Origin of the sequence: Streptomyces sp. NPDC005728 (assembly GCF_040630895.1) — a bacterium.
In the GTDB taxonomy this organism is placed as follows: Bacteria; Actinomycetota; Actinomycetes; order Streptomycetales; family Streptomycetaceae; genus Streptomyces.
The window spans coordinates 1-19,100 of the sequence record NZ_JBEXYL010000130.1 but is presented as its reverse complement, the minus strand read 5'-3'; the positions used below and the strand labels follow the sequence as shown (position 1 = coordinate 19,100).

Sequence of the window (19,100 nt, the reverse complement as noted above, 5' to 3'; positions counted from 1 at the left end):
TCGCGTATGAGCTGCTGCTGAGGTACCGACGAGCCGTCCCTCAACCAGGGGGTTACCCGCCGGGCCTGGGTCAGCATCCGGTCCAGCGCAGCCGGGCCGACCTTCTCACCCTCGGTATGGGCTTTCTTCGAGCGGGCCACGCACTCGTTCCAGATCCAGCGGCACCGGTCCCACTCAGCTTCGAGTGCACGCCGGGCCGTTTTCGACAGGCGGACACGGTAGGTGTACCGGACATACCCGGCCTCCTCCGTGATCGCTCCCGTCGTCATGCACCCGAACCTACCCGCAGGGACTGACAGTTGGGTTGCCTCACCCAGTCACGGGGTGGACACCGAACCGCCCTGGCGGCGATTCGGCTGCCTCTGCCCTGCTCCGCAGGAATCCGATTCCTGCCCGGCCTGAAGGCCGGGGCATCCTCGGAAGTGCCCGGTGACAGCAGCCCGTCCCGACGCGCCCCATCCACGGCCCCGCCCCGGCCGACCTGCTGTGACTTCTCCCACCTGCTCTTGCCGTGGCGGGAAAGGCTTACCTACGTTCGGTTGTATGTCCTCCTTTGACCCCATCCTCCCCGACGAGCCGGACCAGCCGGACGAGCCCATAGCCAAGGGCGAGCCCGCGGCGGACCGACCCGGCACCTCCGCGCCGGTCGACTTCGTCGTCGACCTGACCGCCCACGAAATGCTCCGGCGCACGCACGCCCTGGCCGCCCTGGGGCCCGACTGGGACCCCGTCGCGGCGCTGCGCGGCGAGGAGGAGGCGTACGACCTGCTGTACTCCGGTCTCGACGCCGAGCAGCAGCGCATCTACGACGAGCTGGTCGCGGCCGGGGTGCTCCCGAGGCGCGGGGGTGGCGATGCTGCCGCTTGACCCCCAGGCCGACATCGGCCGCCGTGCCTGGGTGGAGTGCCCGAAGTGCGACGACCGCCGGGGGTGCGCGACCTGCGAGCAGGGGCGTGCCTGCTACGGCCACTGGCGCTACCTGCTCTCCAACACCGGCAGCCTGCTCCACCTGCAGTGCCCGTCCTGCACCCACGTCTGGACTCACGAGACGAATTTCGGCGCCACCCGATCCCAGGGATGAGGCCGTTCAGGGTGCCGTGAACAGCGTCGGGAAGCGAGGCGCCAGCCAGGGCCTGGCTCCCCAGGCGATGACCTGCCCCCGGGCGATGGCACGCCAGGGGTTGAGCCGGCCCAGCGCGATGAGCAGGAACGCGACGGGGTCCAGGAGAATGGTGCAGTCCGAGCGGCCCACAGGCGTCCCCGGCGTCACCTGCACGGCACCGTCGGTCAGGGACACGCCGAATGCCTCGCCGCCGCGCAGGCGGATCGTGTAACGGGCCGTGAGACCGGCGGTGGCCGCGGTGTCGGCCACGCGCGGCATGACCGAGAGCATGAACGGCATGCACAGGCCCACCCGTGCCCGGTCGACCATGTGCGGGCGGCCCAGGGCGAGCGCGAGATCGTATCCGTGGCCCAGCATGTGCGTGAGCAGGTAGGACGCGAGAACCGGCCGGTCCAGGGGGCCCAACGGCGTGGTCGGTGCCGGGCCGTCGACGGCCCCTGTGGCCCCTTCGGCCGTGGTGGCCCCCATGGCGTCCAGGAACACCTCGGCCTGCTCCGTGATCATCGTCGCCAGTGGATCTGCCCGGCGCTCCCCGAACTCGGTGAGGGACTGCGCGTTGGCCGCCGCCAGGCTCTGCGGTGTGCCGTCACCGTAGGGGCGTTCCCGTCCGGCGGCGAGGTCGGCCATCAACTCGTTGGCCAGGGCGAGATGGGCGGCCGCTTCGCCGACGGTCCACTCCGATCCCGGTACGGGAACCGCCGTGTCGGGCACGCCCCGCAACAGCGCGGCGATGTCCTCGGCGGTCCCGCGTATCGCCTGCCCGAGCCCTTCGGGCAACGGCCCCCTGCTGTCCTGCCGTACCGTCGCGTGCACGCGGCGCGTCCTCTCTCACCTGGCAACACCCCGTGTGCACGGGGCGCCGGTACCCAACCAGACTCAGGGCCGCGCGGCAAGCCCCGTGCGCCCTCAGCGGCTGCCGGTCCAGTTGTGGGCCACGTCGATCACCAGACGGTCGGGCAACTGGATCACCCGGAACGGCAGACGGGCCCGGACACCGAGACCTATCTGGGTCTCACCCTCGAAACTGCCGGCGAACCGGGTGTCCCTGAAGGTGCGGTACCCGGCGAGGTTCACGCCGGGAAGGGTGCGGCCCACCCGTGCCGGATACGTGGGCGCGCCGGTCTCCGGGTCGTAGGCCGGCGCTCCGACACGGACGTCGAGTACGGCCCCGCCGCCGACCGGGATGTAACGGCCGCTGGCGGTCTGCTGGAGCTGCTTGACGTACCTGACGTAGTAGCCGAGCGAGCCGCCGCCGGGCACGTCGAACACGATGCGGTCGAAGCAGTCGTGCCGACCGGTCCTGATGTTCTCCAGCGGCACCGCTCCGGCGGTGACACCGCCCTTGTCGCCGCTGCCCCAGCCGGTCGGGCAGGCCGTGACCCGCGCCGTGGCAGCCGGTGCGGCTCCCGCCGCGCTCGACGCCGCTCCCAACCCGGTGCCCGCCAGAACGAGCGCCGCCATCACTGCCCCAATTCTTCGCATGATGTCCCCCTTGGTCGTTTCATGCTGCTTATGTGGTGAGACACGCAGCTATGGCGAAAGGTTGCACGCCGGGTGGCGGGATTTTCCGGGGTCCCGCTGCGGCAACTCGCCGTCCTCGGCGATCACCACACGCACGGCAGCCGCACCTCGATGACGGTCGGGCCCCCGGTCGGGCTGGACACCTGCACACCGCCGTCGAGCGCGGCGACCCTGCGCCGGATGCCCAGCAGGCCCGTGCCGCCGGTCTCGTCCGCACCGCCCGTTCCTTCGTCCCGGACGACAGCACGCAGTCCGGTGCGCAGGCGTTCCAGCCGTACCGTCGCCCGCCGGCCACCGCCGTGCTTGGCGGCGTTGGTCAGCGCCTCGGCGACCGCGAAGTACGCGGCGGCCTCGACGGCGGCCGGCGGTCGCGGGCCCTCCTCCAGGCCGCCCGTCACCTCCACGGTCACCTCCAGAGCGCTGCTCGCCGCAAGGGCCCGTACGGAACCGACCAGGCCGCGGTCGGTGAGGATCGGCGGGTGGATGCCGCGCACCACCTGCCGCAGCTCGGTGAGTGCCTCCTCGGCCTGGTCCTGTGCCTCGGCCAGCAGCCTGCGTGCGGTCTGCGGATCGCGGTCGAACCCGCGCAGGGCCAGCCCGAGCCGCATGGACAGCGCCACCAGGCGGGCCTGGGCGCCGTCGTGCAGGTCGCGTTCGATACGGCGCAGTTCGGCCTCGTGTGCGGCGATCGCATCGGCGCGGGTCGCGGCCAGCTCCTCGACCCGGGCGGCCAGCAGCGCCCGGGGTGAAGGTCTCAGCAGCGCCGTCGACCAGGCGGCTTCCAGGTCGGCGAGCCGGGTGATCAGTGGCAGCACGGCCGGTGCGCGGCGCAGCAGCCCGCACCGCACCCCGTCGACGACCAGACCCGGCGGCCACAGCGGCAGCGCCAGGAAGAGCAGGGCGCCGTAGACGTACGAGGCAATCATCCAGCGCAGGTCCGTGCGGGTGCCGGGGTCGCGGACCGCGGTGCGCAGGCGTACACGCAGCGGCCTGGTCAGGGACTGGTACGCCTCAGGGATCTCCCGGCCCGTCCACCCGGCGGTCATACGCCGCTTCGCTCCCGCGATCCGGCGGATCAGCAGCACGGTCTCGGGCAGCATCCAGGCCCCGACCACGGCGAGCGTTCCTACGGCCGTGATGAGCAGCACGGTGATGAAGAGGTACAGGCCGAAGGTCATGACCGCGGCCAGAACCAGGTGAACCGTGGCACGCCCGGCCTGCCGCACTGCTTTACCCATACCGCCACGCTAGGCGATCACGAGACCGGGTCGATCCGCTGCGCGGCGCAGCGAAATGTGAGGTACGCTTCTTCGTGGCGCAGCTATTGCGCAACGCAGGAAAATTTCGGCTCTTGTCCACTGCACCCCGAACTCCCTCTCGAGGAGCCCACATGCTCACCATCGCCGTCACCGGTGCGACCGGTGCCCAGGGCGGTGCCACGGCCCGTGCCCTGCTGGCCGCCGGCCACCGGGTCCGCGCCCTCACCCGTACCCCCGCCGCACCGGCGGCCCGCGCTCTGCGCCGGCTCGGCGCCGACGTCCGGTTCGCCGACTTCGACGACCGCCCCACCCTGGACGCCGCGCTCGCGGGTGCCGACTCCCTCTTCGCGGTGACGACCCCGTTCGGCACGGACACCGCCACCGAGGTCCGCCAGGGCAAGGCCCTGCTGGACGCGGCGGTGGCCGTCCGGGTCGGCCACATCGTGTTCACCTCCGCGGCGCACGCCGATCGTGGCACCGGCATTCCGCACTACGAGAGCAAGGACGAGATCGAGCGATACCTCCGGGCGACGGGCGTCCCCTGGACGGTCATCGCGCCGGCGGCCTTCATGGACAACTTCGCCTCCGGCTGGACCCTCGAAGGCCTGCGCGACAACACCTTCGCCTGGCCCATGCCGGCCGACCGCCCCCTGACGCTCATCCCCGCCGACGACATCGGCGCGTTCGCCGCCCTGGTCCTGCAGCGTCGAGCCACGTTCAGTGGGCGCCGCATCGACATCGCCTCCGACGAACTCACCGCAGCGCAGATCGCCGCGGCCCTGTCGGCCGCCACCGGCCGCTCCGTCACCCACCGCGAGGTGCCGCTCTCCTACGTCCGCACCCACTCGGACGACCTCGCGGCGATGTTCGCCTACTTCACCACCACCGGTCTCGACGTCGACGTCACCGGACTGCGCCACGCCCACCCCGAAGTGGGCTGGCACACCTTCGCCGACTGGGCCGCCTCCCAGGACTGGCCCACCCTGCTCGCCCCGAACCCAAGGGAATCCGCCCTGCCATGAGGCCTATCGCCTGCGGATGACGCGCAGCGTCGGGGCCCGCCGACCGCCGCTCGCCGACTGGCCGTTCACTTCTCGTGGGACGGCGTCCAGTGGTGTTCGACGAACCAGCGGCCGAACAGCGCGCCTCCGTACACGACGAACCCGACGCCGATCAGCCACGACTCCACCACCAGCACGGTTCCGACCGCGCCGTAGCTCAGCGCGTTGGTGACGATGAGCGGCGTGAAGACGAGCGACGAGAAGGCCCGGAGGCCGGCCAGACCGCCGACCGTGGCGATCGCGCCAGGCAGCAGGGCGCGCCAGTGCACCTGGCCTCCGAGCAGGAACCGCTGGCCCCACCAGAAGAACAGCACCGCGCTCACCGCGGACAGCACGGCCCGCTGCGTCCCGTGCAGCGCCGTGCGGGTCTGTACCTCCTGGTAGAGGTAGGCGGTCAGCACCACCAGCCAGGTCGCCTGCCGCCAGACCCGGTGCCAGGGACCGGCGGGCAGGCCCCAGACCCGCTCGTAGCCGTTCTGCACACTGCCCGCGAAGGACACACCGAACACGGCGAGCAGGACGAGGCTCAGCACACCGGTGGTGCCGATGACCTCGCGCGGCGGGCTGATGATGCGGGTGAGCGCGTCGGCGGACGGTCCTTTGAGACCCATGCCGTCGGTGAGCCAGGACGCGAAGCCGCCCCGTACCAGCGGATCGGCCGCGGCGACCACGATCAGCAGCGGAGCCAGTGTCACCAGGGCCAGCGTGGCGAACCCCATGGCCCGGTGCATCAGCTCCAGGTCGCGGCCGCGCCGGAACAGGGCGCGCACACCGAGCCACTCCCAAGCGCGGTGCAGGCCGCGCCGCCACTGCCTCACGGGTTCCTCCCGTGCCTGCCGCACCAGGGGTCGTCGCCGACGGTCGTGGGCCGCAGGCGTCGGGCGGGCGGCCCTCGATGAGTCTCTGGTGACATGATCGGACGAATGGCGCCGACGCGCCCGGCCGGACGTGCGGTGGCGCGCGTGACCGGACTCAGGGAGCTGGCTTGATGGTCTTCATGGTCAGGTGGGAGTCGATGCGCAGGACGCAGCGCAGACCGCTGAGCTTCTCGGTGAGGAAGGCCTCGTAGGCGGCGTGGTCGGCGACGGCGACGCGCACGAAATAGTCGGGGCGGCCGTACATGCGCCGGAACTCGACCACCTCGTCGTACGCGGCCACGGTGTCCTCGAACTCGAGGAAGGTCGTACGGTCGTTGGCGCTGACCTCGACGTCGATGAGGACCTCCAGCCCGCGGCCCAGGGCCCCGGGATCGACGACGGCCCGGTATCCGGCGATGACACCCGCCTCCTCCAGCCGCTTGACCCGGCGCAGGCACGGCGGCGGGGTCAGCCCCACCCGCTGGGCCAGCTCGACGTTGGTCAGCCGCCCGTCCTGACGCAGGTGAAACAGAATGTCGCGATCGATGGCATCTAGTTTCACTTGATTGCGCACTCGACCATCGTACGGACATTATCGGCAACCATATGACCCGACATTCTTCCTAAAATGTCTCCATGCGAACCTCCCCTGCCGTTGCCGACAGCCTGGAGCGGCCCGAGCCCACCGCTCCGGCCCGCGCGCCCTCCCCGGCCCGGGCCGCGTTCAGGGACTCCGCGTCCGTGGGTCTCGGCTTCGTCCCGCTAGGCATCGCCTTCGGCGTGCTCGTCACCCACTCCGGCGTCGGCTGGTGGTGGGCGGGCCTGTCCAGCGCACTGGTCTACGGCGGGTCGTTCGAGTTCCTTCTCATCGGCCTGGTCGCCGCCGGCGCGCCGCTGGTCTCCATCGCCGTGTCCGCGTTCCTGGTGAACCTCCGGCACGTCTTCTACGCGCTCTCCTTCCCGCTGCACCGGGTGACGGGGCGGCTGGGGAAGACGTACAGCACGTTCGCGCTGTGCGACGAGGCGTACGCCCTGACCGCCGGGCACCAGGCCCGCTCCTGGCCCAGCCGGCGCATCCTCTGGCTTCAGCTCTACATGCACGTGTACTGGGCCGGCGGCGCCACCGCGGGCGCTCTGATCGGGTCCCTCGTCCCCGACAGGGTCACCGGGCTGGACTTCGCGCTGACCGCCCTGTTCACGGTGCTGGCGTTGGACGCCGTCCGCGACCGGCGGGGGGACCTGCCCACCCCGGCGCTCGCCCTGCTCAGCGCCCTCGCCGCCCGGCTGCTGTTCCCGAGCCAGCTGCTGCCGGTCGCCTTCGCCCTGTTCACCGCCGGGCTCCTCGCCCGGCACCTCACCACCCGCAGGAGGCCGAGCCGTGCCTGACACGACCTACCTCGTCGCCGCGGTCCTCGTCTCCGCCGCCGTGACCTGGGCCCTGCGCGCCCTGCCCTTCGCCGTCCTCGCCCCGCTGCGCGCGAGCGGCACCGTCCAGTACCTCAGCACGCGCATGCCCGCCGGGATCATGGTGATCCTGGTCGTCTACTGCCTGCGCGACCTGCCGTCGGCCCACACCCGGGTCGTGCCGTCACTCGTGGCCCTGGCCGTCACCGTCGGCCTGCACCTGTGGCGCCGCAACGCCCTCCTGAGCATCCTCGGGGGCACCACGGTCCACGTCGTACTGGCGAGCACGCTCTTCTCCCGCTGAGGACCGGGACGACCCCGAGAACACGACGCCCGGTGAGACAGCCGGTCAGGAGAGGACCGACCGGCGTCATCACCGGGGCGTTGTCGTCACCCGCTGTCGCGGGCGAGCGTCGGTCAGACGGTGCCGCTCGCGGCGATCGTGACCTTCGCGCTGGGCTTGCCGCTCTGGCTGCCGAGCTTCTCGACGGCGTCGACGACCTCCGTGCCCTCGACGACCTCGCCGAAGACGACGTGCTTGCCGTCGAGCCAGTTGGTGACGATCGTCGTGATGAAGAACTGCGAGCCGTTCGTGTTCTTACCCGCGTTGGCCATGCTCAGCAGGTACGGACGGTCGTGCTTGAGGTTGAAGTTCTCGTCGGCGAACTTCTCGCCGTAGATGCTCTTGCCACCGGTGCCGTTGCCCGCGGTGAAGTCGCCGCCCTGCAGCATGAACTGCGGGATGACCCGGTGGAACGAGGAACCGGCGTATCCGAAGCCGTGCGCGCCGGTGGCCAGCTCGCGGAAGTTCCTGGCGGTCTTGGGAACCACGTCGTCAAAGAGCTTGAAGACGATCCGGCCGGCCGGCTCGTCGTTGATCGTAATGTCGAAGTACACGTTGTCACTCATAGCGATCAACCCTACCGTCGAGGAGTCCTGTGACGTGCAGAAGGGTCTCGTTGCACGTCTGGTGTCCTCCTGCACCCCGCAGAAAATATCGCTCCTCGTAAGCCTCTGGGGCGGAGAATCGCCCAGTGAGCGACAACTGGGTGTGGGACGAAACACTGTTCGCGGGGGCAGCGCCCTACTACGGGCGGGGCAGGCTGCCGTACGCCCCCGCCCTGGTGCAGGTGCTGGCCGACGAGCTCGGGCTCGACGGGACCGGCCGGCTCCTCGACGTGGGATGCGGACCCGGCACCCTGGCTGTCCCCCTCGCGCACCTGTTCGGCGAAGTCGTGGGGGTGGATCCCGACGCCGGCATGATCGGTGAAGCCGCCCGGCGGGCCGCCGACGCGGGAGTGGCCGCGAGGTCCCGGTGGGTACGGATCCGGGCCGAGGACCTCCCGGCGGACCTCGGCACCTTCACCGCGGCGGCCTTCGCCCAGTCCTTCCACTGGATGGACCGCGACCTGGTGGCGGCCACCGTGCGCGGCATGCTCAGGCCCGGCGGTGCGCTGGTGCACGTCTCGGACCTGAAGGGCGAGCAGTTCGGCGTCGAGGGTCTGCCGCATCCTGGTGTGCCGTACGGGGCCATCGGCGAACTCGTCAAGGAGTACCTCGGGCCGGTCCGCCGTGCCGGGCGTGGAGTGCTGCCGAACGGGACACGTGGCGGCGAAGCGGAGATCATCGCGCGCGCCGGGTTCCTGGGGCCCGAGCGGCACGTCGTCCCCGGCGGGCAGGTGCTGGAACGCGGCGAGAACGACGTCGTCGCCTGGACTTTCTCCTTGTCGTCCTCGGCTCCCGGCCTCTTCGGCCCGCGCCGTGCGGCCTTCGAGGCCGACCTGCGGACGCTGCTGCGGTCCTCCTCCCCGACGGGCCGGTTCTGCGAACGCGGGCCCAGCACCGAGGTGTTCGTGTGGCGCACGCCGTCCGGGGCCGGTGCGGCACCCGGATGACGTGGCCGGATCCGGCGGGTCGTCACGCGGGGCGCGAGGTGCACGTGTGCACAGGAGGTACTGGCGTCACGGATACGACACCACGGTCGACGGCGTCGTGGACGTGCCCGAGGTCGCTGATCCCGTCTCATTGATCACGTGCTCGTACTGGCCGTTGCCGCCGAGCGAGACCACCAGTAGGTCGTGGAACTTCACTCCCGGGCGGTTCGGGGCGGCGAAGCCGTGGTGCTGCACGATGGACGGGTCGACGTTGTAGTAGCAGTAACTGCCCAGGCCCCAGCCCTCGTGCGCGGTGACGTTGTCCCCGACCTTGTAGGCCGCGTACCCCTTGACCGAACCGTTCTGGACGGCGGCCTGGTTCGGGGCGTCGTACGCCTTCTCGTTCTGGAAGAAGACCGTGCGGCCCCGCTGGCCGTTCCACTGCACGTCGTACTTGTTGAAGTGCTCCACGAACAGACCGGTGCACAGCACGTCGTCACCGTTGACCACGACTCCGTAGTCGGCGCGGTTGGTGTCCCAGCCGACGCCGGTGCCGTGGTCGGCGCGCCAGACCCAGGTGTGGTCGACGACGGTGTGCCGGCTGTTGACCACCAGGCTCGTGGTCGCCTTGCCCGCGCCCGCGCCGCCGATGCGCACGAAGACGTCCTGCACAGTGGTGGGATTAGCCGCATGGTCCCGGTGCGCGCCTGCCGGGCCGATCTCCAGCAGGGTCGTGGAGTTGACCGGTCCGGCGTCGATGAGGAACCCGGCCAGCCGTACGCCGTCGACGTCGGCGACCCTCATCACCGTGGTCCCGTTGTCGGGTACGAGGGTCGCGTAACCCAGGCCCAGCACCACGGTGCCCGCGCGGTTCACCTGGATCGGCTGGTCCACGTGGTAGATGCCCGGCGTCAGCAGCAGGTGAAGTCCCTGCGCCAGCGCCTGGTTGAGGGTGGCCGCGCTGACGCCCGGCTTGGCGACGTAGAACTGCGACAGTGGCAGGGACGTACCCCTCGGCGCGCCGCTGCCCCAGGTGACGCCGCGGGCGTTCGTCCGCTTCTCCGGCAGAAAGACCCGGAACTCACTGCCGCTGACGTACAGGAACGGCTTCTCCCGGGAGACGGGGGTGGTGTCGAGCGTGGTGTACGGCGGGTTGGGGAAGCTCTGCGCGGGGGCGCCCTGGACACCGGAGAACACCATGTTCCACACGCCGTTGAGCCAGCTGCCGATGACGCTGTCCCTGGTGTACCACTGCTGCTGCGAGTAGGGCCCGACCTGACCGTCGATCCGGCTGTCCGCGATGTAGCCGCCGCTCGCCCAACCGTAGCCGGACGGCGCGAGGTTGAGCCCGCCGCGCACATGCATACGGCGGAAGGGGGCGGCCTGGGCCACCGCCCACCGGTTGGTGCCGTTCGCGGGGACCAGAGCCAGGTTCTCCGCCGAACGCCAGAAGTTCTGCGTGGCGTTGCCGTTGAACCAGCCCGCGTCGACCGTCACATCGCCGTTGATCGTCGTGTCGTCGGGGGAGAGGCCGAGGCCCGCGACGGACGTGTAGAAGCCGATCTGGGCGTTCAGACCGTTGTAGGTGCCGGGCCTGAACAGCAGTGCGTAGCGGCCGGTGCCGAACTGGGCCGACTCCTGCTGCCGGAAGACCTCGTCCAGCCTGGCCTGGATGCTGGGCGTGGACGGGTCGAAGACGAGCACGTTGGGGCCGAGGTCGCCCCCGCCGGGCAGGGCGCGCGGCGACGTTCGGGGCGAGGTGGCGGCCTGCGCGGCGGGAGCGGACACGCCGGCCAGTACGGGCACGACCGCGGCCGCGGCACCGAGCACGGCCCGGCGGCCGATGGGCGCCGAAGAGGAGGAGGGGGGCATGCGCGGCTCTCCTTGTTCAGGAAATGAACGAAGTGGGGCTGGGGAGCGCTCTCTCGTCGTTGGATGCTTCATTGGCGTGAACGATGCGTCAAGAGGAGCGGCCGAATTTCCGCGCGGGACTCCTGAGTGACCGTCATGTCACCGCAGTTGCCTTCGAGAAGTGAGCGAAAGCGGCCGTGTTCGAACCAGGGCGGGTCGTGCGGGAGTCGGCTTGAGGAAGGAACGGCGACCGGAGCCGGAGGCGTTGTCAGTGGCGTGAGCTAGCGTCTGCCGGTATGAGTGAGCCACAGCGTGAGGTCGTCGTCCGCCGCGCCCAAGTCGGCGACGTCGACGGGCTGGTCGCCTGCAGCAGTGCGCTGTTCGCGGAGGATGCCGGCACGAGGGATCCGAGCGTGAACGTGGGCTGGCCCCGCGAGTTCGGCCCCGACCGCTTCGCCGCAGGCATGGCAGACCCGACCGGACTCCTCCTCGTCGCGGACTGCGCTGGGGAAGTCGTCGGCCACCTCACCGGCACGGTCGCGGAAGGATCCACGATGCGGCCGGTCAAGGTCGCGACACTGGTGAGCATGTATGTGCGGCCGGCCCACCGCAGGGACGGGCTCGGGGCGCGCCTGATCGCGGAGTTCTCGGCCTGGGCGAAGCAAGCGGGAGCCGAACTGGCCGAGGTGACGGCCTACTCCAGCAACGCCGTTGCACTCCGCTTCTACGAGAGGAGCGGCTTCGCGAGACAGTCGGTGACTTTGCGGACGACGTTGTGAGAGGGGGCGGCACGAACTGCACCGCAAACGGGTTCTGCTCGCTCCCTGATCGGTCATCCGAACCCCGACACGCGGCACAGCGTGGCGTCAGGCGGTCTTGCGGGCCACCCCTCCGTAGAAGCCGATCTCGTGGGACCTCGGCGGTGGCGTGGTGTCCGGGCGCCAGAACGGGACCTGGGCCAGGCCCGGGTCGACCAGTTCGAAGCCGTCGAAGAAGCGCTCGACGTCGGTGCGGGACCGCAGGTTCAGCGTGGCGGTGGCCTTGTTGTAGACGGCCTGGGCCGCGCTGCGGTCGGCGAAGTCGCCGGTGGCGTGGGAGAGCACGAGGAAGCTGCCGGCCGGTAGCGCGTCGCGCAGCCCGGCGACGGCCTGCGCCGGCTGCTCGGCGTCGGTGAGGAAGTGGAGAACGGCCACGAGGAGCAGTGCGACCGGCTGGTCGAAGTCGATGGCCCGGCGGACACCGGGGTGGTTCACGATGGCCTCTGGGTCCCGCACGTCTCCGATGACGACGCTGGTCGTGCCGGCGCTGCTGAGCAGTGCGTTGGCGTGCGCGGCCACGATCGGATCGTTGTCGACGTACGCCACCCGTACGTCCGGTGCCAGCGCGTGCGCGATCTCGTGCACGTTCGGCGAGGTGGGCAGCCCGGTGCCGATGTCGAGGATCTGGCGGATGCCGCTGCTGACGACATGGCGGACGGCGCGCTGCAGGAAGGCGCGGTTGGCCTGGAGGCCGATGCGCACCTCGGGCGCGGCGGCGGCGAGTTCGTCGCCGGCCCGCTGGTCCACCTCGTAGTTGTCCTTGCCGCCCAGCAGGTAGTCGTAGATCCGTGCAGGATGCGGCCTGCTGGTGTCGATCTCCCCGACGCTGAAGCCGCCGTCCTGACTCACACTGTGCTCCTCTCGACGACCGCCACGGGCCCCACCCGTGAACGGACGACGACAGCTTTGCACATCAACTTCCGGGCCCGCGCAGGTGGTTGTGCGTGGTGCGCAGGAGAAGGACGGTGACGTCGTCCGTGCGCTGCCCGGTGGGCCAGGCGTGGTGGACGAGGCTGTCGGCGAGGTGCTGAAGGTCGTGGTCGTCGGTGTTGCCCGTGAGGTGGTCGAGCAGATCGGAGGTGGCCTGTGTGGCGTCCTGCCCGGGTCTCTCCACCAGTCCGTCGGTATAGAGGGCCAGGACGGCTCCGTCGAGCAGCGGGGTGGTGGTGACGGGGTAATGCAGGTCCACGCCGATGCCCAGAAGCGGGCCTGGCTCGATGTCCAGAATCCGGCCCCTGTGGACGGCCTCGCGCAGGAGAGGGGGAACGTGACCGGCGCTGGCGAGGGCCAGCCGGCCGTGCGCCAGGTCCACGTGCGCGTAGAGGCAGGCGACGAGCAGGTCGGAGTCCAGGTCCGCCAGCAGCTGATTGGTGCGGAACAGGACCTGGTCCGGTGCCGCCCCGGCGCTCGCGTGGGCGTGAACGGCGGTGCGGACCTGTCCCATGAGCGTGGCTGCGGCGACACTGTGGCCTTCCACGTCACCGATGACCGCCGCGACCGTGGTGTCGTCCAGGCGCAGCAGGTCGTAGAAGTCTCCGCTGACGTCGAGCCCGTGTCCGGCCGGCAGATAGCGGGCGGCGACCTCCAGGCCGGGCATGGTGGGCAGGGTGCGCGGGAGGAGAGCCTGCTGCAGCTCGTGGACGAGGCGGTGCTGGGCGTCGTAGAGGCTGGCACGGTCGAGCGCTTGGGCGATGAGACCGGCCAGCGAGGTGAGGACCGCGCGCTCGTCGGCCGTGAAGGTGTGCGGACGGTCGTAGGACAGGATGCAGATGCCCACCGGTCGGCCCGTGATGACGAGGGGCAGGAAGGCCCAGGCCTGTTTGCCGCTGATCCGGGGCGCTCTGGGGTGGTTGCGTGCCAGGTCGGCCGGGCTGGCGAAGAATGCGGGCGTCGCGCCGGCCAGGACCTGACCGGCGGGCGTGAGGTCGGTTTCCAAAGGCAGCGCGTCGAGTCCGTCGATGATGTCGGCGGGGTAGCCGCGATGACCGATGATCTTCAGGCGACCCGCGTCCGCTGCGGAGAGGACCATTCCCTGGGCTCCGAAGGCGGGACGGATCTGGTCGGAGATCAGCGCGACGAGGTCACGTACGGTCACCGTCTCCGTGAGGGCCGCCGCCAGGTGGACCAACTGGTACAGACGTCCGGTCGGCGTCGCCGAGGGGCGCTGCGTGGCGGGTTCCGCCCTGTCCACGGGCTGTCGCCCACACGAGGTGATACGGACGCTGATGCCGCTGCTGTCCGGGTGGAGCCGGAAGGTCAGCCACCGGTCGGGCGGGCGGAGGGCGTCGAAGGAGACGGGGGTACGGCTGACGACGGCGGTGCGGTACTGGTCCTCGTACGCGGGGTCGTCCAGCCAGGGGAGCGCCTGCCAGGGCCGTGCGCCGAGCAGCCGGTCCGCGGGCCGTCCGAGGAGCCGGGCGGCGGTGGTGTTGAGGAAGGTGATGCGGCCCTCCAGATCGAGGGCGAGTGCACCTTCGGGAAGACGTTCGATGTAGTCGACCGCGGCCATGCCGACCTGCACGGGGTGGCGCACGGTCTCGAGAGGGAAGGCTCGTGGTTGCGGGGGCAGGTCCGCAGGCCGGGGCGAGTCGTCCAGGAGACGTGCCAGCCGATGTGCGCTGGCGATCATGTGGTCGCGTTCTCGGGGGGAGGCCTCACGGTGGTGGTCGCCGGACCACATCAGCACGATGCCTCCCCAGCAGCGGCGGACGCCGGTCACCGGGAGGGCGGCGAGTGCGAACCGGTAGGGCAGGACGGCTGCGGTTTGCGGGTAGCGGCACGTCATCTCGTCCTGACTGCCGACCCACACCAGCCGGTCGTCCCGGATCGCGTCGGCGACCGGGACGGGGGCGGTGAGCGGCAGGCGCCGCCACGGCTGCGTGAATTCGACGGGCAGCCCGCACAGTGCCACCAGGCGCAGCATCGGTGCCGGTTCCTCGATCAGGTACAGGCCGCCGATCGCGGCGCCGGTACGGCGCACGACGTCGGTCAGCCCCGTCCCGAGGGCATCGTCCAGTGGCCCGCCGCCATCCGGTAGATCACCGGGCCGCATCGTGCCCTCCGCTCGCTCGCGGACGATGCCATCGATCCACGCGTCGACCGCCTGTCCGTCGGCCGCCCGAGGCACATATGGCCTTATCTGGACAATATGCCCGATATAGATCACTGCCAAGGCCGAACATCGAGAGCCGTCCGAGCCCCGCGGTCACGCTTCCAGTCGACCGAGTCCCATGAAGGACGCGGTTGGCTTCCCGTCAAGATCGGATTGCCTGATATCGTCCGGGCTGCGGAAAACGGGGCTCGCCGCGATACGGGGGATATCGCATTGAGGCCCGATCCAACGGGCGGGGGCGTACAACTCGGGGCACGTTCCGGCCCCGGCTCCCACGCCGCACCCACCTGTGTCACAGCAGATCCCCCACGTCATTCTCGCCGTCCGACGTCAGGGAGTCGCAGTGTCCACATCGTCCTCGCGCCCGTCCCGTCGCCATCTGCTGGCCGGAAGTGCCGGGTTGGCCCTTGCCGCGTCCGCCGGCTCCTTGGTCTCGCCCGCCCGCGCGGTCGCTGCCGAGCCGGCGACCGCCGGTCTCTACCAGCTCAAGCCGCCGCACCTGCTGGAGGCCGAGACGCTGGTGGAGTACCTGCGCCTGCGCGCGGCCCAGTGGGACCACAACCGCTACAACGCCGAGCAGACCAACGGGGAGAACCTCGGCAGAACCGAGGTGACCTGGGGCCGTCCGGGGCATCCGGAGGAGTTCGAGAACCTCTCCCAGTGCGCCTCGTTCATGACGTCGCTGCTCCAGCGCTCCTACGGCGCCGACACCGCGTACGGATGGGCCACCCCGTCGTACTTCAACCAGTACTTTCCCCCCAAGGACGGCTCGACCCGCACCACGTCCTTCCCCAACGCGGAGGATCTGCAGGCCGGATTCCTCAACGCCTCCAACGTCCCGCACTTCGACCCGGTGACCAAGCCGGTGAACCTGCGCCCCGGTGACATCGTCGCCTGGGACTACGACCCGGCCGTCAAGAGCGCGCCCTACACCGGGCACACCGTGCTGATCCGCGCCTACCTGGGCACCTTCGCGTCGTCCGTCGACAGCAAACTGGGCATCAACGGGGTGGTCCCTCACCTCTTCCAGATCGTCGACTGCACCAACAGCCCGCACGGCGACCCCGATCGGACCAGCCAGGCCAGCATCGACCGCTACCGCTCCTATCCCGACACGCGGGGCGAGCTGGCCGACGACAACAGCACCTACACCGAGCACAGCGGCGTGGGATACGGCCACATGATCTTCTACGCCGACCCGGCCACGTCCCTCTTCGCCGGCTACCGCTGGAGCGTCAACTCCGCCTCGCCGCAGCCGGCCGTCGCACAGCCGGTCACGGGCAAGAAGCAGATCGCCGCGGGCCGCGTCAACGCGTTCGTGGTGTAGCCGCGAAGGTTCAGCCGTCCGCTCGGTTCGGCCGGTCCGGCAGGCCCGGTCGGTCCGGTCGGGATGTACGCCGCTCGGGGTGTACGGAAGTCGGCATGTACGCCGAGCGGGGGCCGATGACAGGATGCCGTGATGGATCCGATCCTGCGTGCCGCCGGGGACCTGCTGGGCATCGCACTGTACGACCCCGTCGACCTGGGAGGCAGCCGGCGCAGCACCGTCGTGCGCTGCCGGACGGCGGACGGCGGCAGCGTGATCGTGAAGTCGTTCACCAGTGAGCCGGATGCGCTGCGGTCCTTCACCTCCGAGGCCGCCGGACTCGCCCTCCAGGCGGAGGGCCCGGCACTGCTGGGTGTGGACGCGGACGTGCCGCTGCTGGTGATGGAGGATCTGGGAGCTGCGCCCACGCTGGCCGACGTGCTGCTCGGTGACGATCCGAAGGCCGCCGCCGAGGGCCTGTCGGCCTGGGCGAGAGGGCTGGGCCGACTGGCCGCCGCATCGGTCCACAGGCGAGCCGACTTCACCGGGCTGTCGGCCCGCTACAACAAGGGTCTCGCGTCCTGGGGAGACGAGCCGTGGATCGAGCGGAACGCCGCCGATCTGCTCCCTCTGCTTGACGGGGCCGGAATCGCCGTGCCACCGGGGCTGGCCGACGAGTTGGCCCGTATCGGGACGGCCGGTGGCGCCGAATTCCCGGCGTTCACTCCGGGGGACACCTGCCCCGACAACAACCTGCTCACTCCCGGCGGTCTGCGCCTCATCGACTTCGAGGCGGCCTGCTACCAGTCGGTCTTCCTGACGACCGCCTACTGCCGTATGCCCTTCTCCAGTTGCTGGTGCGTCTTCCGCCTTCCGGCAGACCTGGCGGAGGACGTCGAGCAGGCTTATCGCGCCGAGGTCGTGACCGCCTACCCCGCGCTTGCCGAGGACGCGGTGTGGCAGGCCGGGATGCGGCAGGCGATCGCGGTCTGGACGGTCGACGTGACGGTGCATCTGCTGCCACGCACCGAGGAGGACCGGCCGATGCACCGCACCCGGCGTCCGGTTCCGACGATGCGCCAGGTACTGAGGCACCGTTGGGAGATGGCGAGCGGGATCAAGGAGTTCCCTGCGTTCGCGGAGACCATGGAGCTGCTGCTGCGGGATGTCGCCGGAGGGTGGCTGGTGACCCCCCTGCCCGGGTATCCCGCCTTCGCGGGTCCGGCCGCGAGCTGAGGCCCGGTGCCGACTCGGGCCGCTACGGGCCTTCCAGCCGCTACTGCTGTCCGGGTGCTGCGTGCTTCCAACTGCTCCAGCTGCTCCAGCTGTCCGACGCTATGGCCGTCCACCTGCCACGGCTGTTCGGGCGTTGCGTGCCGTAGGGCCGCCGGACGGCGGAGTTCCGCGTTGCGAAGGCACACAGGACGGTGCGGCCGGTGCCTAAGGTGGACTGTGATCAGCAGCGACGCAGAGCCTGAGTGGCGGGGTCCAGGGTGGCGGTGTCCAGGGCGGCCGGGGTACAAGGCCGCAGCGGGTGTCTTCGCGGTCGGGATGATGGGCACCACCCTGCCCACGCCGTTGTACGGGTTGTACCGGCAGCAGATCGGCTTCTCCGAACTGATCGTCACGGTCGTGTTCGCGGTCTACGCGGTCGGCGTGATCGCCGCCCTGCTGATCGCCGGCGGATTCTCCGACGTGCTGGGGCGGCGACCGGTGCTGCTGGCCGCCCTCGGCCTGGCCGCACTCAGCGCGGTCTGCTTCCTGACCGAGGCCGGGCTTCCACAGCTCTACACGGGCCGGGTGCTGTCGGGCTTCTCGGCCGGCCTGCTCAGTGGCACGGGCACCGCGGCCGTCCTCGAACTGGCCCCGCCCGCCCGACGGGCCCGAGCCGGACTGGCGGCCACTGCGGCCAACATGGGCGGTCTGGGGCTCGGCCCCCTCCTCTCCGGCATCCTCGCCGAGTACGCCCCGTGGCCGCTCAAGCTCCCGTTCGTCGTCCATCTGGTGCTCCTGGCGGTCGCCGTGGTGGTCGTTCTCCTGCTGCCCGAGACGGTGCACCACTCCGGTCCGCGGCCGTCTCTGCGCCCTCAGGGCATGAAGGTTCCGCCCGAGGTCCGCGGGGTGTTCGCGCCGTGCGCCCTCGCCGCCTTCGCGGGCTTCTCGATGCTCGGGCTGTTCACGGCAGTGGCCCCCGCCTTCCTCACCCAGACGCTGGACGAGCACAACCTGGCGGTGGCCGGCGCCGTCGTCTTCTGCGTGTTCTGCGCCTCGACCGGTGGACAACTGCTCATGGGACGGATCGGTGCGCGCAGGGCCCTGCCCCGGGGCTGTACGGTGCTCGTCGCTGGGCTCCTCCTCATCGGGACCTCGCTGTTCCTGGAGTCCTTCCCGGTGCTGCTGGCCGGAGCGTTGACCGGTGGCATGGGCCAGGGGATGACTTTCCGGGCCGGACTGACCGAGGTGAGCGCCGCGGCTCCCGAGGCGCACCGAGGCGCCACCATCTCGGCGTTCTTCGTCGTCGCGTACGTGGGGATCTCGTTGCCGGTCGTCGGGGTGGGCGCCATGACGGTGGCGCTGGGGCTGCGCGGTGCCGGTCTCGTGTTCACGGCGTGCGCGGTCCTGCTGGTGACGGCGGTGGGGATCCGCGTGAGGCGGCAACTGCCCCCGGCCGCTGTCCCTTCCTGAGTCCTGAGCCGCACACCGGCTCCGACGGGGAGTCCGGTGGCGCGGGCCCGGGCGGCCTCCGTCACCTCGCTGCGGAGAGGGCAGGATTCGAACCTGCGTGGGCCCCTTGGGGCCCGACCTCGAGGCGTGCTCGCTGGTCCCCGATCAACCACTCCGGGCACCTCTCCCTGTTCCCGGCCTCCGGTTTCCCGTGCCGTTCACATGCACAACAGTGGCAGGAGCCGCTGAC

General features: G+C 70.7%; 19 protein-coding genes and 2 pseudogenes. 10 read left to right on the top strand and 11 right to left on the bottom strand.

Features of this window, described 5'->3' with window-relative positions; all coding sequences use genetic code 11:
• Positions 1-269: pseudogene (locus ABZ471_RS42970) on the bottom strand (RNA-guided endonuclease TnpB family protein); the annotation flags it as partial.
• 274 nt (positions 270-543) lie between these two features.
• On the opposite strand from ABZ471_RS42970, the gene ABZ471_RS42965 reads away from it, so the two are divergent.
• Positions 544-867: a DUF6400 family protein gene (locus ABZ471_RS42965; RefSeq protein ID WP_359074568.1), complete on the top strand. Its 324-nt coding sequence runs from the start codon at positions 544-546 to the stop codon at positions 865-867.
• The gene (locus ABZ471_RS42960; protein ID WP_359074566.1) at positions 854-1,081 is read left to right on the top strand and encodes a hypothetical protein; all 228 of its coding nucleotides are present in this window, start codon (positions 854-856) and stop codon (positions 1,079-1,081) included. The genes ABZ471_RS42965 and ABZ471_RS42960 overlap by 14 nt, the downstream gene beginning before the upstream one ends.
• A 6-nt stretch (positions 1,082-1,087) precedes the next feature.
• Here the strand turns inward: ABZ471_RS42960 and ABZ471_RS42955 are convergent, their stop codons facing one another.
• The 3 genes from ABZ471_RS42955 to ABZ471_RS42945 all read right to left on the bottom strand — a co-directional run bounded on the left by ABZ471_RS42955 (position 1,088) and on the right by ABZ471_RS42945 (position 3,882).
• On the bottom strand, positions 1,088-1,936 hold the full coding sequence (locus ABZ471_RS42955) for a maleylpyruvate isomerase family mycothiol-dependent enzyme (protein ID WP_359074564.1): 849 nt from the start codon (positions 1,934-1,936) through the stop codon (positions 1,088-1,090).
• A 93-nt stretch (positions 1,937-2,029) separates the two neighbouring features.
• Complete coding sequence (locus tag ABZ471_RS42950; RefSeq protein ID WP_359074563.1) at positions 2,030-2,605, bottom strand: hypothetical protein; 576 nt, start codon at positions 2,603-2,605, stop codon at positions 2,030-2,032.
• 122 nt (positions 2,606-2,727) lie between these two features.
• Positions 2,728-3,882, bottom strand: coding sequence for a histidine kinase (locus ABZ471_RS42945; RefSeq protein ID WP_359074561.1), 1,155 nt, complete (start codon positions 3,880-3,882; stop codon positions 2,728-2,730).
• 152 nt (positions 3,883-4,034) lie between these two features.
• Here ABZ471_RS42945 and ABZ471_RS42940 point away from each other — a divergent pair, with 152 nt between their 5' ends.
• Positions 4,035-4,925 (top strand): NmrA/HSCARG family protein, encoded by an 891-nt coding sequence (locus ABZ471_RS42940; protein WP_359074560.1) that lies wholly within the window; start codon positions 4,035-4,037, stop codon positions 4,923-4,925.
• Positions 4,926-4,990: 65 nt separating this feature from the next.
• Here the strand turns inward: ABZ471_RS42940 and ABZ471_RS42935 are convergent, their stop codons facing one another.
• Both ABZ471_RS42935 and ABZ471_RS42930 read right to left on the bottom strand, forming a co-directional pair.
• Positions 4,991-5,782, bottom strand: a complete 792-nt coding sequence (locus tag ABZ471_RS42935; RefSeq protein WP_359074558.1) for a ribonuclease BN — start codon at positions 5,780-5,782, stop codon at positions 4,991-4,993.
• A gap of 154 nt (positions 5,783-5,936) precedes the next feature.
• Entirely contained in the window at positions 5,937-6,395 is a 459-nt protein-coding gene (locus ABZ471_RS42930; RefSeq protein WP_359074557.1) for an Lrp/AsnC family transcriptional regulator, read from the bottom strand.
• A 167-nt stretch (positions 6,396-6,562) separates the two neighbouring features.
• On the opposite strand from ABZ471_RS42930, the gene ABZ471_RS42925 reads away from it, so the two are divergent.
• Both ABZ471_RS42925 and ABZ471_RS42920 read left to right on the top strand, forming a co-directional pair.
• Complete coding sequence (locus ABZ471_RS42925; RefSeq protein WP_359074573.1) at positions 6,563-7,207, top strand: AzlC family ABC transporter permease; 645 nt, start codon at positions 6,563-6,565, stop codon at positions 7,205-7,207.
• A complete protein-coding gene (locus ABZ471_RS42920; RefSeq protein WP_359074555.1) occupies positions 7,200-7,529 on the top strand; it encodes an AzlD domain-containing protein in 330 nt (109 codons plus the stop codon). Before ABZ471_RS42925 ends, ABZ471_RS42920 begins: the two co-directional genes overlap by 8 nt.
• 113 nt (positions 7,530-7,642) lie before the next feature.
• On the opposite strand, the gene ABZ471_RS42915 is transcribed toward ABZ471_RS42920, so the two are convergent.
• Complete coding sequence (locus ABZ471_RS42915) at positions 7,643-8,134, bottom strand: peptidylprolyl isomerase (protein WP_359074553.1); 492 nt, start codon at positions 8,132-8,134, stop codon at positions 7,643-7,645.
• A 125-nt stretch (positions 8,135-8,259) separates the two neighbouring features.
• On the opposite strand from ABZ471_RS42915, the gene ABZ471_RS42910 reads away from it, so the two are divergent.
• Entirely contained in the window at positions 8,260-9,120 is an 861-nt protein-coding gene (locus tag ABZ471_RS42910; protein WP_359074551.1) for a class I SAM-dependent methyltransferase, read from the top strand.
• A 66-nt stretch (positions 9,121-9,186) separates the two neighbouring features.
• Here ABZ471_RS42910 and ABZ471_RS42905 read toward each other — a convergent pair whose 3' ends face one another.
• Positions 9,187-10,971 (bottom strand): coagulation factor 5/8 type domain-containing protein, encoded by a 1,785-nt coding sequence (locus ABZ471_RS42905; protein WP_359074550.1) that lies wholly within the window; start codon positions 10,969-10,971, stop codon positions 9,187-9,189.
• Positions 10,972-11,246: 275 nt separating this feature from the next.
• On the opposite strand from ABZ471_RS42905, the gene ABZ471_RS42900 reads away from it, so the two are divergent.
• Positions 11,247-11,729 (top strand): GNAT family N-acetyltransferase, encoded by a 483-nt coding sequence (locus ABZ471_RS42900; RefSeq protein ID WP_359074548.1) that lies wholly within the window; start codon positions 11,247-11,249, stop codon positions 11,727-11,729.
• An 87-nt stretch (positions 11,730-11,816) separates the two neighbouring features.
• On the opposite strand, the gene ABZ471_RS42895 is transcribed toward ABZ471_RS42900, so the two are convergent.
• Both ABZ471_RS42895 and ABZ471_RS42890 read right to left on the bottom strand, forming a co-directional pair.
• Positions 11,817-12,617 carry an SAM-dependent methyltransferase gene (locus ABZ471_RS42895; RefSeq protein WP_359074546.1) on the bottom strand — a complete coding sequence of 267 codons (801 nt, stop codon included), beginning with the start codon at positions 12,615-12,617 and terminating at the stop codon, positions 11,817-11,819.
• A gap of 64 nt (positions 12,618-12,681) precedes the next feature.
• Positions 12,682-14,820 carry a SpoIIE family protein phosphatase gene (locus ABZ471_RS42890; protein WP_359074572.1) on the bottom strand — a complete coding sequence of 713 codons (2,139 nt, stop codon included), beginning with the start codon at positions 14,818-14,820 and terminating at the stop codon, positions 12,682-12,684.
• A gap of 403 nt (positions 14,821-15,223) precedes the next feature.
• Here ABZ471_RS42890 and ABZ471_RS42885 point away from each other — a divergent pair, with 403 nt between their 5' ends.
• The 3 genes from ABZ471_RS42885 (at position 15,224) to ABZ471_RS42875 (ending at position 18,871) form a co-directional block, all read left to right on the top strand.
• Entirely contained in the window at positions 15,224-16,207 is a 984-nt protein-coding gene (locus ABZ471_RS42885; protein ID WP_359074544.1) for a hypothetical protein, read from the top strand.
• Positions 16,208-16,339: 132 nt separating this feature from the next.
• Positions 16,340-17,422 (top strand): hypothetical protein, encoded by a 1,083-nt coding sequence (locus tag ABZ471_RS42880; protein ID WP_359074542.1) that lies wholly within the window; start codon positions 16,340-16,342, stop codon positions 17,420-17,422.
• Positions 17,423-17,641: 219 nt separating this feature from the next.
• Positions 17,642-18,871, top strand: a complete 1,230-nt coding sequence (locus ABZ471_RS42875) for an MFS transporter (RefSeq protein WP_359074570.1) — start codon at positions 17,642-17,644, stop codon at positions 18,869-18,871.
• Positions 18,872-18,943: 72 nt separating this feature from the next.
• Here ABZ471_RS42875 and ABZ471_RS42870 read toward each other — a convergent pair.
• Positions 18,944-19,038: pseudogene (locus tag ABZ471_RS42870) on the bottom strand.
• Positions 19,039-19,100 lie beyond the last annotated feature (62 nt).

Excerpts from the sequence above, each read along its gene's own strand:
- ABZ471_RS42905 (WP_359074550.1), bottom strand. The coding sequence starts at position 10,971 with ATGCCCCCCTCCTCCTCTTCGGCGCCCATCGGCCGCCGGGCCGTGCTC.
- ABZ471_RS42890 (WP_359074572.1), bottom strand. The coding sequence starts at position 14,820 with ATGCGGCCCGGTGATCTACCGGATGGCGGCGGGCCACTGGACGATGCC.
- ABZ471_RS42960 (WP_359074566.1), top strand. The coding sequence starts at position 854 with ATGCTGCCGCTTGACCCCCAGGCCGACATCGGCCGCCGTGCCTGGGTG.
- ABZ471_RS42965 (WP_359074568.1), top strand. The coding sequence starts at position 544 with ATGTCCTCCTTTGACCCCATCCTCCCCGACGAGCCGGACCAGCCGGAC.
- ABZ471_RS42950 (WP_359074563.1), bottom strand. The coding sequence starts at position 2,605 with ATGCGAAGAATTGGGGCAGTGATGGCGGCGCTCGTTCTGGCGGGCACC.
- ABZ471_RS42945 (WP_359074561.1), bottom strand. The coding sequence starts at position 3,882 with ATGGGTAAAGCAGTGCGGCAGGCCGGGCGTGCCACGGTTCACCTGGTT.
- ABZ471_RS42880 (WP_359074542.1), top strand. The coding sequence starts at position 16,340 with ATGGATCCGATCCTGCGTGCCGCCGGGGACCTGCTGGGCATCGCACTG.
- ABZ471_RS42940 (WP_359074560.1), top strand. The coding sequence starts at position 4,035 with ATGCTCACCATCGCCGTCACCGGTGCGACCGGTGCCCAGGGCGGTGCC.
- ABZ471_RS42915 (WP_359074553.1), bottom strand. The coding sequence starts at position 8,134 with ATGAGTGACAACGTGTACTTCGACATTACGATCAACGACGAGCCGGCC.
- ABZ471_RS42900 (WP_359074548.1), top strand. The coding sequence starts at position 11,247 with ATGAGTGAGCCACAGCGTGAGGTCGTCGTCCGCCGCGCCCAAGTCGGC.